We start from the raw sequence: 16,593 nt of genomic DNA on the forward strand, positions 1-16,593 counted from the left end.
CAGTACACATGGCAGGCGTCCTGTTCGGTCCGGACATCACTTTTCTCGGCGTCCCCCGATGCGACCTCACCGACGAATCCAGTTATGCCGACGCCGATATCGTCATCCTCGGCGCCCCACTGGACGGCGGAACAAGCTACCGCTCCGGCGCCCGGTTCGGGCCGTCGGCGCTGCGGCAGGCGTGTTACCTGCCGCAGGACGGCTCCCGCCCCAGCCTCGCGCTGCGGGTCGACGGCCTCAAAGACCTGCGGGTCTACGACGCCGGCGACGTGATGCTCTACAGCGGCGACATCGAGCAGGCCGTGAAGATGATCGAGGAGGACGTCTACAAGATCACCGCCGCCGGCGCGATCCCGATCGTCCTCGGCGGTGACCACACCATCGCCTGGCCCGACCACACCGGGGTCGCGCGCCACCACGGATTCGGAAATGTGTCGATGATCCATTTCGACGCCCACGCCGACACCGGCGACATCCTCAACGGGTCGCTGGTCGGCCACGGCACCCCGATGCGCAGGCTCATCGAATCCGGTGCTCTGCGGGGAGATCGGTTCCTGCAGCTGGGATTGCGCGGGTATTGGCCCGACGAGCCCGTTCTGCAGTGGATGGCCGCGAACGGTCTGCGGTCCTATGAGATGACCGAGATCGTCGCCCGGGGCCTGGAGCCCTGCCTGACGGAGGCGTTCGAGATCGCCACCACCGATTGCGAGGGTGTGTTCATCTCCGTCGACATCGACGTGTGCGATCCCGGCCACGCCCCCGGCACCGGAACACCCGAGCCGGGCGGTTTCTCTGCGCGCGAACTGCTCGACGCCGTGCGGCGCATCTGCTATGAGTTGCCCGTCGTCGGGGTGGACGTGGTCGAGGTGGCGCCGCCCTATGACCACGCCGACATCACCGCATTGCTCGGCAATCGTGTTGTCCTGGAGGCCATCTCCGCGATCGCCCGCCGGCGCAAGGACAGGGCGAGCGGCACGACGTGGGATCCGATGCAACCGTTGCTCGCCGGACGCGAGGCGGACGAACAGCTCCGGCTGATCGCCGAGGGCGAGCAAGCGCGCCGCCGCGGTGACGGCGGGGCCCGACCACACCACCACCACTGATGTCCGAGACACCTGTCGGCGCCACGCCGTCGACCCAGGTCCCCCGCTACGCGGGCAAGGGCACCTTCGCGCGGATCGCCGACATCCACGAGGTGGCCGACTACGACATCGCGGTGGTGGGTCTGCCGTTCGACGGCGGCACCTCATACCGGCCGGGGGCGCGGTTCGGCCCGATGGCGGTGCGCCAGGCGGCGCGTACCTTGCGTCCCGGATATCACGTCGAATTCGGTGTGGCCCCGCTGGAGCAGGTGCAGATCGTCGACGCCGGAGATGTGACGATCACACCGTTCGACATCAGCGAGGCCTGCACGCAGATCGAGAATGGTATGCGCGACATCATCGGCCAGCGGGAGCGCAGGTTCGTCGCGATCGGCGGTGACCACACCGTCGCACTGCCGAATCTTCGTGCGCTGCACGCTTTCCACGGGCCGCTGGCACTCGTGCATTTCGACGCCCACCTCGACACCTGGGACACCTACTTCAAGGCACCGGTCACCCACGGCACCCCGTTCCGCCGGGCGTTCGAGGAGGGCCTGCTCATCGAGGACCACTCGATCCACGTCGGCATCCGCGGCCCGATCTATGACCGGATGGACCTCGAGGACGACGCCCGGATGGGCTTCCAGATCATCCGGGCCGGCGACCTCGACGTGATGGGCGTCGAGGCGGCCGTCGACGTCGTCGCCCGGCGGGTCGACGACCTGCCGGTGTACCTCTCGATCGACATCGACGTCCTCGATCCCGCCTTCGCGCCCGGCACCGGCACTCCCGAATCCGGTGGGCTGACGTCCCGTGAACTCCTGCGAATGCTGCGCCGCCTCAACGGGATCAACGTCGTCGGGGCAGATGTCGTGGAAGTCGCGCCCGCCTACGACCACGCCGAGATCACGTCGATCGCCGCCGCGACGGTGGTCTTCGATCTGCTGAGCCTGATCGTCGCCAACAGCTGAGCGTCAGACCGAGTCGGGAACGTAAGTCCTTTGCGCCCATTGGAATACCTGCCAGGCGGCGACCTCGTCGAACATGTCGTGCACCCGCCGGGCGGCCTCGGCTCCGATCGGCTTGGCGTCGCGGGCCTTCACCTGGACCTCCGCGCTGCGCTCCATCATCAGGAAGTACCCGACCGCCGCGTCGACACTGCCACCGACGGTCAGCAGCCCGTGGTTGCGCAGGATCGCGGCTCTGGCTCCCCCGAGGGTGGCCGCGATGCGCTTGCCGCCGTCGGTCGAGGCGATGTTGACCTCCTCGTCGTCGAAGATCTCCTGATCGCCGAAGAAGGCGCAGGCCTCCTGTGAGATCGGCGTCAACTTGGTGACCAGTGCGGAAAACGGTGTGCCATAAGGGGTATGGCAGTGCGCGGCCGCAACGACATCGGGACGGGCTCATGCAGCGGGCCATGGATGTAATAGGCGGCGACGTTGATGTGGCCGCCCTCGACCGTCCCGTCGGGACGAACCAGCACCAGATCATCGGTGGTCATGAACCGGAACGGCACGCCGTAGCGGCCGAGCCAGAAGCAGTCCGGCTGCTCCGGGTCGCGCGCCGAGATGTGCCCGTCGCCCAGCGAGCCCCAGCCCATGGCGCCGAATACCCGGTACGCCAGCGCCAGACGCCGCTTGCGGTGCTCTCTCAGTTCGGCGGGATCGGTGATCACAGGTTCGCCGGCGTACGGGTCGAGAAAATTGCACGGGTCAGTCACGATGGTCCTATTCAACGACGTTCAAATACGATATCGAAATTGTTCGCCCGCGTCGCGGTGAGCCGAACGGAGCAGAGTTTGTCGAGTCGTCCCCGGGTTCTGGTCATCGCCGAACCCGACCCTGAGCTGCCACCCCCGCCGCTTGCGCTGATCCCGCCCGACGTCGACGTCGTCGAGGTGCGCGGAACACCCACTCCAGACCAGCTCGCCGGGGCCGACGTGCTCTACGTGTGGGACCACCGCTTCGCCGATCTGGCCCCGGTGTTGCGCGACGCCGACCGGCTGCGCTGGGTGCACGCCGCGTCGGTGGGCGTCAACCGGCTGATCTGCCCTGAGCTCGCTCAGCGCCAGGTCACGCTCACCAATTCGCGCGGCGTCTTCGACACCTCGATCGCCGAGTGGGTGCTCGCCGTCGTGCTCAGCTTCGTCAAAGGGCTACCCCGCACTCTCGCGCTGCAGCGCGAGGGCACCTGGCATTACCGCACGACCGGCCGGCTGGCCGGTAAACGAGCCGCCGTCATCGGCACCGGCTCGATTGGGCGCGCCGTCGCCGACCGCCTGAGCAGGCTCGATGTCCAGGTGACGCTGGTCGGCCGCCAGGAATCCGGCGACCTGACCGCGGTGGCAGCCGAGGTCGACATCCTGGTCGCCGCGGTGCCGCTGACCGCGGCGACCACCGGCCTGATCGACGCGGACGTCCTCGCCGCGCTGGGGCCGGCCGGCTTCGTGGTCAACGTCGGGCGGGGACCCACGGTGGTCGAGGCCGAGCTCGTCGAGGCGTTGCGGACGGGCGCCATCGCCGGGGCCGCGCTCGACGTGTTCGAGGTCGAGCCGCTGCCCGCGGACTCGCCGCTGTGGTCGATGCCCAACGTGCTGGTGTCACCGCACATGTCGGGCGATTACGTGGGGTTCGAGGTCGACATGATGGGGGTGTTCGTCGACAACCTCGGGCGCTGGCTACGCGGCGAGCAGCTGCACAACATCGTCGATCCAAACTTCGGATACGTGCGGTCCTGACGGTGTTTCGGATACGAGAACCAGCTGTTTCGATAATGTATCGAAAGCGCCGATATCGCGCTGTCGTGTTATCAATTGTTGGTCTCCGAATGAATAAAGGTGAGCGATGATCGACGACCCGATGCGACCCGTCATCGGCGCAGGCACCACCGAATACGAGTGGATGACCTGGCCCGAGATCGCGGCAGCCGCTGCCGCGGACGCGCCGATCGTCATCGCGGTGGGTTCGACCGAACAGCACGGGCCGCACCTGCCGGTGAGCGCCGACTGGGTGATCCCGCAGACGCTGCTGCGGCTGGCGGCGGTCAAACGCCCGTTCGTGGTGGGGCCGGCACTGCGGCTCGGCTACCGGTCACGCCCGGCCAGCGGCGGCGGGCAGCAGTTCCCCGGCACCCTGTCGTTGCGCGCCACCACCTTCATCGCGATGATCGAAGACCTGCTCGACGAGTTGATCCGCACCGGGTTCCGCCGAATTATGTTGTACAACTGGCACTTCGAGAACACGAACTTCGTCTACGAACCGGCCTACCTGGTGTCGGGGCGCTCCCCCGGCGTGAAGATCGTCGTCGTCGAGAACGCGATGCCCGAGTTCGGGGCGGCCGACCTGGGTGTGCTGTTCCCCGACGGCTTTCCCGGCCTCGCGCTCGAACACGCCGCGGTGATCGAGACGTCACTGTTCGAATATCTCCGACCGGCCACCGTGCGAATGGATCGCATCGTCGACGACGCGCCGGCCCGGAACGTGCCGTGGGACGTCCTGCCGATCGACCCCTCGATGTCGACCGCCACCGGCGTGCTCGCGTCGGCTACCCAGGCCACCGCCGCCAAAGGCGAGTTGCTGGCCGAGCGGATCGTCGACCACATCGTGTCCATCCTCGACGCCGAGTTCGAGCCGATCGAGCGCGACGCGATGCTGCTGACCGCCGACCAGGACAGCTGACATGGTAGGCACAGCACTGGTCACCGGCGGCGCCACCGGGATGGGCCGGGCCACGGCGTACCTGCTTGCCGAACGCGGTTACCGGGTTGCCATCGACCACCTCGGTTCCACGGCCGACGCCGAACAGGTCGCCGACGACATCGGCGGTATCGCCTACGAGGCCGACGTCGCCGACATCGGGGCCGTCGACGCACTCGTCAGCGCCGTCGAGTCCGATCTGGGCCCGATCGACGTTGCGGTGGCCTGCGCGGGTTTCGACGTGGACGTCCCGCTGGCGGAGGTGACCGAGGACCTGTGGCGCCGCAGCCTCGAGGTGATGCTCGGCGGCTGCGCCAATGTGATCGCAACGGTCGGGCCGCGCATGCGGGCCCGACGACGCGGCTCGATTGTCGGGATCTCCTCAGAGCTGGCCTTGCTCGGCGACGAGAACCATGTGCCGTACGTGACGGCGAAGTCGGCGATGATCGGGCTGGTTCGCTCGATCGCGCGCGAGTACGGTCCCGACCAGGTGCGCGTCAATATCGTGTGCCCGGGTCCCACCGACACCGCGATGCTCACCGAGCGATGGCGGGGCGAGGACTACCGGAACAGCATCGCGCTCAACCGGTTCGGCACTCCCGACGAACTGGCCCGCGCGATCGTCGACGTGGCCGAATGGACCTGGCTGACCGGCCAGGTGATCTCGCCCAACGGCGGCGTGGTGATCCAGTGAGCGGGCAGATCGCACTGGTGACCGGTGCCGCGGGCGGAATCGGCCGCGCGATCGTGGCCGCTCTGGCCGACGCGGGCTGGACCGTCGTCGCCACGGACCTGCCCGACACCGGCGAGATCCCCTGCGCCGCAACGACAATCCCCGCCGACCTGCGCGGCCGGACCGCATGCCACGCACTGGTCGATACCGTCGTCGCCGACTTCGGCCGGCTCGAGCTGCTGGTGAACAACGCCGCCACGATGACGGTCGTCGAGCCGACCCCCACCACGATGGAGCTGTGGTGGCGCGATATCGACGTGAACCTGTCGTCGCCGCTGTGGCTGACCCAGGCCGCGGCGCCGGCGCTTCGGGCGGCCGGCGGGCAGGTCGTCAACATGTGCAGCATCTCCGGGCTGCGCGGCGAGCCGGGTTTCAGCGCCTACGCGGCCAGTAAAGCCGGCCTGCTCGGGATGACCCGTTCACTGGCCCGCGAACTGGCCCCGGAGGTGCGGGTCAACGCGGTCGCTCCGGGCCCCACCGACACCGAACAGCTCCACCGCGACGCCGAGTTTCGCGGAGTCAGCCTGCAGCAGATGCACCGCGAGTACAGCGCTGACATGCCGATCGGACGGCTGATCCAGCCCGGCGAGGTGGCCGACGTGGTGCGCTTCCTGGCCGGCGCGCGGTCGCTCACCGGCGAGTGCATCCAGATCAACGGCGGGATGCTGATGTCGTGAGAAGCGAATTCGACCGCCGCGGTGACATTCTCGTCGTCGCCGCCCGACTGTTCGCCGAGCGCGGGTACCTCAACACCACGATGACCGAGATCGCCCGCACCTGCGGACTCGGACAGTCGTCGCTGTACTACTGGTTCCGGCAGAAGGAAGACATCCTGCTGGGTCTGCTCGCCCTCAACCGGGTGTCGCTGGACTTCGCCCGGCAGATGGTGGCTGCGACGGGCTCACCCGCGGTGCGCCTGTTGCGCCTGCTGCGATTGGACATCGGCGAGCTGTGTTCGGCAGCGGTCGATATCTGCGAGGTCGAGGTGCTCGCCGAAGCGCAGCCCGAGGTGTTCGCCGAGTTCTGGACCGACACCGCGGAGCTTCACCGGCAGATGGCCACCCTGATCAGCGAGGGCATCACCTGCGGCGAGTTCATCGACTGCGACCCCGAATTCGCCGCGCTGAACATCTGCGCCGCCGAAGAAGGTGTGCAGCGCCGCTACCGAAACTCCGCCTCGCACGCCCCCGAGGGAACCAGTCCGTTCCGGCACCCGAACTACTCGCGCGAGCACATCGCCGACGAACTGTCGGCCATGCTGGTTCGCGGCCTGCTACGCGACCCGTCGACGCTGCCCGCCCTTCGAGCCCGGGCCGGCGACGCGGCTAGCGAGTTGACAGCAGGTCGATGACGAAAATGAGGGTCTTGCCGGACAATTGGTGTCCGCCGCCGGCCGGGCCGTAGGCCTGCTCGGGCGGGATCGTGAGCTGACGGCGCCCGCCCACCTTCATGCCGGGGATTCCGTCCTGCCAGCCCTGGATCAGCCCGCGCAACGGGAAGGAGATGGACTCGCCGCGGTTCCACGAACTGTCGAACTCGGCGCCGGTGTCGTACTCGACCCCTACGTAGTGGACGTCGACGACGGCGCCGGGCTTGGCCTCATCGCCGTCGCCGACCACCAGATCCTTGATGACCAGTTCGGTGGGCGCCGGGCCGTCGGGGAATTCGATCTCGGGTTTGCTCGTCACGGCTCACACAGTAGTCGCTCACGCGCTGCTGACCGAGCGTTCTACCCGGCCGTCCGTACCGCGACGTTCCCGCGCGGTGACCGTCGACGTGGTGGCCGTCAACCGCACCCGGTCCGCGCGGAACAGGTCATAGGCGTACTCGAACGGCCGGTCGGCGGCGTCGCGAGTGATCCGGGTGATCGCCACCAGCGGCCTCCGGTGCGCGATGCCCAGCCAGTCGGCTTCGCGCGGGCTGGCGCTGACCACCTCGATGGTCTCGCTGGACGTCGCGGGCACCAGGCCGTACCGAACCGCGAACAACTCGTACAGCGAGCCGCCGAGTGGCTGCTCCAGCAGATCGACGGCGTGCTCGGCGACGAAGCACGAGAAGTCCACCGATAGCGGCACCCCGTCGGCGAAGCGCAGCCGCCGGATCGCGAAAACATCCTCGCCGGGCGTGATTTCCAGCGCGACGGCTTCCGCGGGAGTGGGCGGCCTACGGTCGGTGGCCAGCACCCGGGTCGCACTGGTGTGCCCGCCGCTCCGCAACCGCGCCGGCAGGCCGGCCAACTCTGCGGCGTTGCGTTCCACGACGTCGGCGCGCACGAACGTCCCCCCGTTGCGCCCGGTCCGCCGCTCCAGGACCCCGGCACGGCTCAACGGCAGCAGCGCGCTGCGCAGCGTGGAGCGGGACACCTCGAAGCGATCGGCCATCTCGCGTTCGGTGCCCAGCCGGGAGCCGGGCCGCAGAGTGCCCTGGGCGAGCATCGACAGGATGCGCCGCCGCACATCTTCGGCGATCGGGCCCCCATCCGACTCCTCCATCGGACTAGCCGTTCAGCGCATCCGGCGATTCGGGCAGAACCTGACCGCCGTCCACGGCGATCGCCTGACCGGTGATGTAACCGGCCTCCACGGTGGCCAGGAAGGCGGCCAGATGGCCGATATCCTCCGGCTTGCCCAAGGCCCCCGCCGGGATCGCCTTGGTCATTCCGGCGATGTAGTCCTCGCCCATGTCCGCCAGACCCTCGGTGAAGATGTTGCCCGGCAGGACGGCGTTGACAGTGATCCCGTGCGGCGCCAGTTCGATTGCGGCGGTGCGCATGAAACCGAGCTGCGCCGCCTTCGACGCCCCGTAGTGCGACCATCCCGGAAAACCGGTGATCGGACCGGTGATCGACGACGTCAGAATCACCCGACCGCGCCCGGAGGCGATCAGGGCATCCAGGCACGCCTGCACGGTGAACACATTGCCCTTGACGTTGACGTCGAGGACCTCGGCCAGTTGAGCCGGCGTCATGGTGGCCAACGGCGCCTCGGGAAAGATGCCTGCGTTGGCGCAGACGACGTCGATGCCGCCGAACGCGTCGATGACCGAGGCGGCCAGTTCGGCGCACGCCACCGGATCGGTGACATCGGTCTGGATTCCCAACACCTTTCCGCTGCCCAGCGCGTCCAACTCCGCGACCACCGAGTCCAATTCGGTTCTCGAACGCGCGGCGATCGCGACATCGGCGCCCGCAGTGGCGAACACCGAGGCGATGCCGCGCCCGATGCCCTTGCTGCCACCGGTGACCACCACGGACGTCGACTGCAGATCAAACACGCGTATCTCCTTGCATTGTTGGATGTTTCACACGCGGGATCCGAAGATCGCATCCTGCAACCAGGTGCGGTCCTCCAGATACCGTTGCGCCAGCCGGGCGGTGTTGGGGGCGAAGTCTTCGCCCAGCTCTGCCGCAGCATCGGCGTCGGCGTGCGAGGCGATCCAGGCGGTCAGGTTGATCCGGCGCAGCATCACGAACGACGGGACCAGCGCCACATGGTCGGCGGGGAGCGATCCGGCTTCGGAGTAACCCCTGAGCCACTCCGCGATGATGCGCTCGCCGGCCGGGGTGTCCTCGATGAACGACACCGCAGCGCCCAGATCGGCCAGATACCAGGACCACCCGCAGTCGTCGAAGTCGATCACGGTGATGCCTGCGCCCGCGTCGGTCGGGTCGACCATCAGATTGGCCAACCGCAGATCGGCGTGAACCAGCCCGAAACGGTCCGGGGCAGAACCGAACTCACTCAGCTTTGCGGTGATGTGATCGGCGGCGCGCTGGATCACGGCCCGGTCATCGTCGGTGAGGCCGGGCGCCAGACGCCAATTACCCCACCGGGCGTCCGGACCGAGGATGGTGTCGAGGTCCCAGCGGAACCGGGTGAACTCCGGCGGAAACGTCCAATTCCTGGCGTGCTCGTGCATGACAGCGGTGAGCCGGCCGAGTTGGTCGAAGCCGACGGCCTCGGGATCGTCCTCCGCGGTGCAGCCCGCGACGAACGTCACCGCGTCGACGTGCAAGACGTCGCCGTCGACCTCGGCGGCCACGACGTCGGTTCCGTCGCGGGCGGCGATCAGCTCCGGCGTCAGCACCGACGTCTCCCTGCGCAGAGCCTTCATCCACGCCAGCTCGGAGCGGATCGCCTCCAGCGAGTGATAGCCCGGCCGGTGCACCCGTAAGACGATCGGGTCGTCGTCCTCGACCAGGTAGGTGGCGTTCTCGGACAGACTGAGCAGCCGCAATGGCGTGGTGTCTGCACGACCGTAGGCGGGCAGTGCTGCACGCGCGAAAAACTCATGAGTCGGCGGCAGTCCCGGCATGGGCACCAGTGTGGACCATATCGGGGAGGCGAGCAGACCAAATCGGCATATTTAACGTCGTTGTTTCGTGGCAGGGTTTTGGGAAACACACAGGAAACATGACCTGCGTATCGCCCGTAAGTTCCTGTTGACCAGGGGATCTGGCGGGGTAACAATGTCGTCGTCGCACCACAGAGCCGTGCCGACATCGTCATTGCCTCCCGGGCTCAGTTGCAACCGGGAAATACCAGACCAAATAAAAGGCACGACCCCAGTCACAGTCGAGATGGGAATCCACACAATGAGCGACACCATCGATCCGCCGGCCCCGGCCGGCAACCAACCCAAATCCGAAACCGTCCAACGCCTCAAGCCCAACGCGGTCGGTCTGATCGGCGTCCTGTTCATGGCCGTCGCGACCGCCGCGCCGATCACCGCCATGGTGGGCAACGTGCCGATCGCGGTCGGATTCGGCAACGGCGCCTATGCCCCGGCCGGCTACTTCGTCGCCACGATCGTGCTCACGTTGTTCGCGATCGGTTATGCCGCGATGAGCAAGCACATCACCGCGACCGGCGCCTTCTACGGGTACATCTCGCACGGGTTGGGCCGGATCGTCGGGTTGGGCGCGGGTTTCCTGACCGCCATGGCCTACATGGTGTTCGAAGCGTCGCTGATCGGAATCTTCGCCTTCTTCGGCAACGACACCTTCAATTCACTGTTCGGAGTCAACATCCCGTGGATCGTGTTCGCCATCGGCATGCTGGTGGTCAATCTGGTCCTGACCTACTTCGACATCAACGTCGCCGCCCGGGTCCTCGGGGTCTTCCTGATCACCGAGATCGTCATGCTGTCGTTGATGGCGTTCTCGGTGCTGTTCACCGGGGGCGGTCCGCAGGGCTGGTCGTGGGGATCGCTGAACCCGCTCAACGCTTTTCAGAACCTCTCCGGCTCGGTGGCCGGCGCGGACGGCAGCATGCTCACGGTGGCCGGCTCGGCCGGCATCGGCCTGTTCTTCGCGTTCTGGTCCTGGGTCGGCTTCGAGTCCAGCGCGATGTACGGCGAGGAGTCCAAGAACCCCAAGAAGATCATCCCGATCGCGGTGATCGGCTCGGTCGTGGGGATCGGCGTGTTCTACGTCCTCATCTCCTGGCTGGCGATCGTGGGCACCGGACCGCAGAATGCCATTGCGCTGGCGCAGAATTCGACGACCGCCGGTGACATCTTCTTCGGCCCGGTCGGGGCACACCTGGGGACGTGGGCCGTCGACCTGTTCAAGATCCTGCTGATGACGGGCTCGTTCGCCTGCGGCATGGCATTCCACAACTGCGCCGCTCGCTACATCTACGCGATCGGCCGCGAGAACGTGGTCCCCGGCATGCGCAAGACGCTGGGCGCCACCCACCCGACGCATGGATCGCCGCACATCGCCGGACTGATCCAGACCATCTTTGCGACCGTCGTGGTGTTGTTCTTCGCGCTCACCGGTCGCGACCCCTACACCGGCCTTTACGGGTTGATGGCGCTGCTCGGCACCACCGCGATCATGATCGTCCAGGCACTGGCCGCCTTCGCCGTGATCGCCTACTTCCACGTCGGCAAGAACCATCCGGAGACAGCCAACTGGTTCCGGACCTTCCTGGCCCCCCTGCTCGGCGGCCTGGGCATGCTGTACGTGATCTACCTGCTGGCCAAGAACGCATCATTCGCGGCCGGCACCGCTTCCAGCGACTGGGTCTTCGAGATCATCCCCTACGTGGTTGGTGTCGTCGGCATCGGTGGCATCGTGCTGGCGGTGGTACTGAAATACACGTCGCCGCAGCGCTATTCGGAGCTCGGCCGGACGGTGCTCGAAGAGGCGCACGAACGCCCGTGAGTGCAGTCACGGGCCGCGACAACGAGGACGTAGCGATATGAGCTTCTCCAACATCATGGATTCCAACAGCTACTCGGCGGATCACCCGGTCGATCCCGCCACCGAATCGTTGATCGCGGCCCGTGACCGCATCCTGGGCCCGGCCTACCGGCTGTTCTACCAACGCCCGGTGCACCTGGTCCGCGGCGAGGGCACCCGCCTCTACGACGCCGACGGCGCCTGCTATCTGGACGCCTACAACAACGTCGCCAGTGTCGGTCACTGCCACCCGCATGTAGTGGAGGCGGTCACCCGCCAGCTGTCCACCCTCAACACCCACACCCGCTATCTGCACGGCGGCATCGTCGACTACAGCCAGCGCCTGCTGGACACTCTGCGGTCCGAGGGGCCCGACGAGATCGACCAGGTGATGTACGCCTGCACCGGCTCCGAGGTCAACGACCTGGCCCTGCGAGTCGCCGAAATGTACACCGGGGCAAAGGGTGTCATCGTGACCACCGACGCCTATCACGGCAACACCGCGGCGGTCACCGCGATCTCGCCGTCCATCGGCGGGGCCACCGTGCTCGGTGAGCACGTCCGCACGGTCCCGCCACCGGACAGCTACCGCATACCCGCCGACGAACTCGCCGATCGGTTCACCGCCGACGTCGTCACCGCGATCGACAAGCTGGTCGACAGCGGCGCCGGTTTCTCCGCCCTGATCGTCGACACCATCTTCTCCTCGGACGGCATCTACCCCGACCCCTCCGTGCTGGCGCCCGCGGTGGAGGCGGTGCACCGTGCCGGCGGCGTCTTCATCGCCGACGAGGTGCAACCCGGCTTCGGCCGCACCGGTGACGCGATGTGGGGTTTCCAGCGCCACGGCGTGGTGCCCGACCTCGTCACGATGGGCAAGCCGATGGGCAACGGCATGCCGATCGCGGCGATGGCGGCCCGCTCGGAGATCCTCGACGCCTTCGCCCGCGAGGTCCCGTACTTCAACACCTTCGGCGGCAATCCCGTGACGGTGGCCGCAGCGGCGGCCGTCCTGGACGTCATCGAGGACGAGAAGCTGATGCGCAACGCCGCCGAGGTCGGTGGGCAACTGCGCACCGAGCTGACGCGCCTGGGCGCCGACCATCCACGTATCGGCGACGTCCGCGGCGCAGGCCTGTACGTCGGCGTCGAGGTGATCGACGAGACCGGCGCACCGGACCGGACCGGCGCCCGGGCCCTGGTCAACGCCATGCGCGAGCGCCGGGTGCTGATCTCGGTGTGCGGCCGCGACGGAAACGTGCTGAAGATCCGTCCGCCCTTGGTCTTCTCGAGCACCGATGTGGACTGGTTCTGCACCGAGTTCGCCGGCGCCCTCACTTCGCCGTTCTGACTTCCGTTCGTCGGGCACACTGGAGCAGTGGCTGAAGACAACGAAACCCTTTCCCGCATCCACGACCTGGTCGCCCAAGAGCGCGAACTGCGTGAGCGGGTAGTTCACGGAGAGATCGACCCGTCGGAGGAGCACACCCGGCTACGGGCCATCGAAACCGAACTCGACCAGTGCTGGGACCTGCTTCGCCAGCGTCGCGCGCTGCGCGAGACCGGCGGCGACCCCAGCCAGGCCAGCGTGCGGCCCGCCGACGAAGTCGAGGGCTACCTCAGCTGATCACCCGGGCCAGGATCGTCCGCAACGCCTGAAGATCCTGGTCGTCGAGCGACGCCAAGACCTCCGGCGCCGGGTCGTCGGTCTCGTCGAGGACGGCGATGACATCGCGGCCCGCGTCGGTGAGCGACACCAGCTTGCAGCGCCGGTTGTCCGGATGAGGTTGGCGGACCACCAAGCCCCGCGCCTCCAGATCGTTCACGGCGACGGTGGCGGCCGGCGCGTCGATGGTGGCCGCCTCGGCGACCTGCTTGACCGTCATCGGCTGTGATGCAAGCCTGCGCAGGATCCGAATCCGGCTGAACGGCAATCCCGTTCGATCGACGACGGCGCGACGCCAGCCGTCCTTGTTGTCCAGTACCAGGCTCGACATCGCCCGCCACACCTGATCGGCCACCGGATTACCCGACATGAGCCGTCTCAATCCGGCGGTCCTCGATCAGCGGCGCCAGCCGCTGGGCCGACAGTTTCGCCCGGGCCGAAGTGGACACGATCGCGAGCACCACGATCACCACGCCGAGGCCCAGGTTCATCCACCACAGCGGCCTGGCGGCGGCGGTGAAGTCCGCACCCGCCACCGCCAGCGCCGAGCCGGCGATCGAACCGCACAGTGCCACACCGATACTCACGCCGACCTGTCTGCTGGTGGAGGTCACCGCCGAGGCCGCGCCGGCCCGGTCGCGCGGCATCCCGCTGACCGCGGCATTGGTGATCGGCGCGTTGACCATGCCGAAACCGACGCCGTACACCGTGAAGATCACCAGCAGCTCCCACACCGGCGTCGTGGCGGTGAGGAACGTCAGCATCACCGATGCGGCGGTCATCAGAACACCGGCCACCAGTAGCGACGGGCGGGCGCCGAAGCGGCCGACCAGCCGGCCCGACAGCGGCGAGAAGAACAATGCACCGATCGCGATCGGCAGATAGATCAGGCCGGTGTGAGCGGCCGAGTAGCCGCGCTCGCCCTGCAGGTACAGCGACATCATGAACAGGAAGGCCCCCCAGGCGGCGAAGGCGCACACGGCGATGACCGTAGCCGACGAGAACGGCACGCTGCGGAAGAACCGCAGATCGATGAACGGGTCATGGCGGCGCGACTCGTAGCGCAGGAAGGCCAGCAGCGCCACCGCCGCGCCGGCGGCGATCGCGATGATGCGCGGGTTGGTCCACCCCATTCCCGGCGCCTCGATCAGGACGAAGACGATGCCGAACAGGGCCAACACCGCCAGCAGCTGCCCCACCGGATCGATGTCGCGCATGGTGGCGGACTTGCTCTCGGGCACGAAAATCGCGGTGAGGATGATGGCGGCCGCGCAGATGGGCAGGTTGATCCAGAACACCGCGCGCCAGCTGATCGCCTGAATCAGGAAGCCACCGACGATCGGGCCCAACGCCATCGATATCCCGACCACCGCACCCCACAGACCCAGCGCGCGGGCGCGCTCCACCCGTCCGACGAATACCTGCGAAATGATGGACAGCGCAACGGGATTCATCATCGATCCGCCGAATCCCTGAATGAGCCGGGCGCCGATCAGGGTGTCGATGTCGGGAGCCAAGCTGCACAGCAGAGAGCCCACCGCAAAGGTGGCCAGCCCGATCTGGAAGATGCGACGGCGCCCGAAGCGGTCGCCGGTGGCGCCGGAGAGCATCAACAGCGACGCCAGCACCAGGGTGTAGATGTCGATGACCCATTGCATCTGCGACGGGGTCGCGTGCAGGTCGGCGCGGATCGCCGGGATCGCAACGTTGACGATCGTCGAGTCCATCGACACGATCAGCAGGCTCAGGCAGCAGGACGCCAGGATGATCGTCTTGCGCCGCGCGCTGAGCTCGCCAACAGTTGTAATCACACAATCATTGTGAAACTACAACCGTTGGCGGGTCAAGCCGGTGTGGCCCAGCAGACACCCCCGCAGGAAGAATTCAGCTGCGGGTGTCGATGGTGGCGTAGTCGCGCTCGGTGTAGCCGGTGTAGATCTGGCGCGGGCGGCCGATCTTGCTGCTGCCCTCGTCGTGCATCTCGCGCCAGTGCGCGATCCAGCCCGGCAGCCGGCCCAAGGCGAACAGCACGGTGAACATCCGGGTGGGGAAGCCCATCGCACGGTAGATCACGCCCGTGTAGTAGTCGACGTTCGGGTAGAGCTTGCGCTCGATGAAGAAGTCGTCGGTCAACGCGATCTCTTCGAGCTGCTTGGCGATGTCCAGCAGCTCGTCGTCGCCGCCGAGCTTGCCAAGGATCTTGTCGGCCTGCTCCTTGACGATCCGCGCCCGCGGATCGTAGTTCTTGTAGACCCGGTGCCCGAAGCCCATCAGCTTCACACCGTCTTCTTTGTTCTTGACCTTCTTGACGAAGGTCTGGACGTCGTCGGCGCCGGTGCGGATCTTCTCCAGCATCTCCAGCACGGCCTGGTTGGCGCCGCCGTGCAAGGGGCCCCACAGCGCGTTGATGCCGCCCGAGATCGAGGTGAACAGGTTGGCCTGCGACGAGCCGACCAGGCGCACGGTCGAGGTCGAGCAGTTCTGCTCGTGGTCGGCGTGCAGGATCAGCAGCATGTCCAGCGCGCGGACGATCTCGGGATCCACCTCGTAGGGCTCGGCCGGGAAACCGAACGTCATCCGCAGGAAGTTCTCGACCAGCGTCAGCGAATTGTCCGGGTAGAGGAACGGTTGCCCTTCGGACTTCTTGTACGCATAGGCCGCGATCGTCGGCAGCTTGGCCAGCAGCCGGATCGTGGACAGCTCCACCTGCTTCTTGTTCAGCGGGTCAAGCGAGTCGGGGTAGTACGCGCTCAACGCGTTGACCGTGCTCGACAGCACCGGCATCGGGTGCGCATCGCGCGGGAAGCCGTCGAAGAATCGCTTCAGGTCCTCGTGCAGGAGGGTGTGCCGCTGGATCTGGGTGGTGAACTTCTCCAGCTGCTCGGTGGTCGGCAGCTCACCGTAGATCAGCAGGTAGCTCACCTCGATGAAGGTGGACTTCTCGGCGAGCTGCTCGATCGGGTAGCCGCGATAGCGCAGGATGCCCGCGTCGCCGTCGATGTAGGTGATAGCGCTCTTGGTCGACGCCGTGTTCACAAATCCCTGGTCGAACGTCGTGTAGCCGGTCTTGGCCAGCAACGGGCCCAGCGCGATCCCGTCAGACCCCTCCGTCGCTTTCACGATGTCGAGATCCAACTCGCCGCCCGGGTACTTTAGGGAAGCGGTCTCGTCGGTTGCGGCCACATGAACCCCTTCTGAGCTCGTCGACGCCCAGGAGGCGTCCGTATGTA

At 67.1% G+C, this 16,593-nt stretch carries 17 protein-coding genes and 1 pseudogene; 10 read left to right on the forward strand and 8 right to left on the reverse strand.

Annotation, left to right across the window (positions count from 1 at the left end; genetic code table 11):
• Window positions 1–8 precede the first annotated feature (8 nt).
• On the forward strand, window positions 9–1,103 hold the full coding sequence (speB, locus tag D3H54_RS24215; protein WP_149381892.1) for an agmatinase: 1,095 nt from the start codon (window positions 9–11) through the stop codon (window positions 1,101–1,103).
• The gene (gene speB / locus D3H54_RS24220; protein ID WP_149381894.1) at window positions 1,103–2,053 is read left to right on the forward strand and encodes an agmatinase; all 951 of its coding nucleotides are present in this window, start codon (window positions 1,103–1,105) and stop codon (window positions 2,051–2,053) included. The genes speB (D3H54_RS24215) and speB (D3H54_RS24220) overlap by 1 nt, the downstream gene beginning before the upstream one ends.
• A gap of 3 nt (window positions 2,054–2,056) precedes the next feature.
• Here the strand turns inward: speB (D3H54_RS24220) and D3H54_RS31540 are convergent.
• Window positions 2,057–2,682: pseudogene (locus D3H54_RS31540) on the reverse strand (class II aldolase/adducin family protein).
• A 198-nt stretch (window positions 2,683–2,880) separates the two neighbouring features.
• On the opposite strand from D3H54_RS31540, the gene D3H54_RS24230 reads away from it, so the two are divergent.
• The 5 genes from D3H54_RS24230 to D3H54_RS24250 all read left to right on the forward strand — a co-directional run bounded on the left by D3H54_RS24230 (window position 2,881) and on the right by D3H54_RS24250 (window position 6,861).
• On the forward strand, window positions 2,881–3,819 hold the full coding sequence (locus D3H54_RS24230; protein WP_168214958.1) for a D-2-hydroxyacid dehydrogenase: 939 nt from the start codon (window positions 2,881–2,883) through the stop codon (window positions 3,817–3,819).
• 106 nt (window positions 3,820–3,925) lie between these two features.
• The gene (locus tag D3H54_RS24235; RefSeq protein ID WP_286198995.1) at window positions 3,926–4,759 is read left to right on the forward strand and encodes a creatininase; all 834 of its coding nucleotides are present in this window, start codon (window positions 3,926–3,928) and stop codon (window positions 4,757–4,759) included.
• A gap of 1 nt (window position 4,760) precedes the next feature.
• A complete protein-coding gene (locus D3H54_RS24240) occupies window positions 4,761–5,471 on the forward strand; it encodes an SDR family NAD(P)-dependent oxidoreductase (RefSeq protein WP_149381898.1) in 711 nt (236 codons plus the stop codon).
• A complete protein-coding gene (locus tag D3H54_RS24245) occupies window positions 5,468–6,187 on the forward strand; it encodes an SDR family NAD(P)-dependent oxidoreductase (protein ID WP_168214959.1) in 720 nt (239 codons plus the stop codon). Before D3H54_RS24240 ends, D3H54_RS24245 begins: the two co-directional genes overlap by 4 nt.
• Entirely contained in the window at window positions 6,184–6,861 is a 678-nt protein-coding gene (locus D3H54_RS24250) for a TetR/AcrR family transcriptional regulator (protein WP_168214960.1), read from the forward strand. Before D3H54_RS24245 ends, D3H54_RS24250 begins: the two co-directional genes overlap by 4 nt.
• Here the strand turns inward: D3H54_RS24250 and D3H54_RS24255 are convergent.
• The 4 genes from D3H54_RS24255 to D3H54_RS24270 are packed head-to-tail and all read right to left on the reverse strand — an operon-like array spanning window position 6,836 to window position 9,824.
• On the reverse strand, window positions 6,836–7,198 hold the full coding sequence (locus D3H54_RS24255) for an FKBP-type peptidyl-prolyl cis-trans isomerase (protein WP_115317219.1): 363 nt from the start codon (window positions 7,196–7,198) through the stop codon (window positions 6,836–6,838). The two genes, D3H54_RS24250 and D3H54_RS24255, sit on opposite strands and share 26 nt — an antisense overlap.
• A gap of 18 nt (window positions 7,199–7,216) precedes the next feature.
• A complete protein-coding gene (locus tag D3H54_RS24260; RefSeq protein ID WP_149381903.1) occupies window positions 7,217–8,002 on the reverse strand; it encodes a GntR family transcriptional regulator in 786 nt (261 codons plus the stop codon).
• Window positions 8,003–8,006: 4 nt separating this feature from the next.
• Window positions 8,007–8,783, reverse strand: a complete 777-nt coding sequence (gene fabG, locus D3H54_RS24265; RefSeq protein WP_149381905.1) for a 3-oxoacyl-ACP reductase FabG — start codon at window positions 8,781–8,783, stop codon at window positions 8,007–8,009.
• A gap of 27 nt (window positions 8,784–8,810) precedes the next feature.
• A complete protein-coding gene (locus D3H54_RS24270; protein WP_149381907.1) occupies window positions 8,811–9,824 on the reverse strand; it encodes a phosphotransferase enzyme family protein in 1,014 nt (337 codons plus the stop codon).
• 280 nt (window positions 9,825–10,104) lie between these two features.
• On the opposite strand from D3H54_RS24270, the gene D3H54_RS24275 reads away from it, so the two are divergent.
• Genes D3H54_RS24275 through D3H54_RS24285 form a run of 3 tightly spaced genes read left to right on the forward strand, consistent with a single transcriptional unit; the run spans window position 10,105 to window position 13,324 of the window.
• A complete protein-coding gene (locus D3H54_RS24275; RefSeq protein ID WP_149381909.1) occupies window positions 10,105–11,679 on the forward strand; it encodes an APC family permease in 1,575 nt (524 codons plus the stop codon).
• A 37-nt stretch (window positions 11,680–11,716) separates the two neighbouring features.
• The gene (locus tag D3H54_RS24280; RefSeq protein WP_149381911.1) at window positions 11,717–13,048 is read left to right on the forward strand and encodes an aspartate aminotransferase family protein; all 1,332 of its coding nucleotides are present in this window, start codon (window positions 11,717–11,719) and stop codon (window positions 13,046–13,048) included.
• 27 nt (window positions 13,049–13,075) lie between these two features.
• Window positions 13,076–13,324, forward strand: coding sequence for a DUF2630 family protein (locus tag D3H54_RS24285; protein ID WP_149381913.1), 249 nt, complete (start codon window positions 13,076–13,078; stop codon window positions 13,322–13,324).
• On the opposite strand, the gene D3H54_RS24290 is transcribed toward D3H54_RS24285, so the two are convergent.
• The 3 genes from D3H54_RS24290 to D3H54_RS24300 form a co-directional block, all read right to left on the reverse strand.
• Window positions 13,317–13,733 (reverse strand): MarR family winged helix-turn-helix transcriptional regulator, encoded by a 417-nt coding sequence (locus D3H54_RS24290; protein WP_149381915.1) that lies wholly within the window; start codon window positions 13,731–13,733, stop codon window positions 13,317–13,319. The two genes, D3H54_RS24285 and D3H54_RS24290, sit on opposite strands and share 8 nt — an antisense overlap.
• Entirely contained in the window at window positions 13,723–15,174 is a 1,452-nt protein-coding gene (locus D3H54_RS24295) for an MFS transporter (protein WP_149381917.1), read from the reverse strand. Before D3H54_RS24295 ends, D3H54_RS24290 begins: the two co-directional genes overlap by 11 nt.
• A gap of 73 nt (window positions 15,175–15,247) precedes the next feature.
• A complete protein-coding gene (locus tag D3H54_RS24300) occupies window positions 15,248–16,546 on the reverse strand; it encodes a citrate synthase (protein ID WP_149381919.1) in 1,299 nt (432 codons plus the stop codon).
• Window positions 16,547–16,593 lie beyond the last annotated feature (47 nt).

Origin of the sequence: Mycobacterium sp. ELW1, from assembly GCF_008329905.1 — a bacterium.
In the GTDB taxonomy this organism is placed as follows: domain Bacteria; phylum Actinomycetota; class Actinomycetes; order Mycobacteriales; family Mycobacteriaceae; genus Mycobacterium.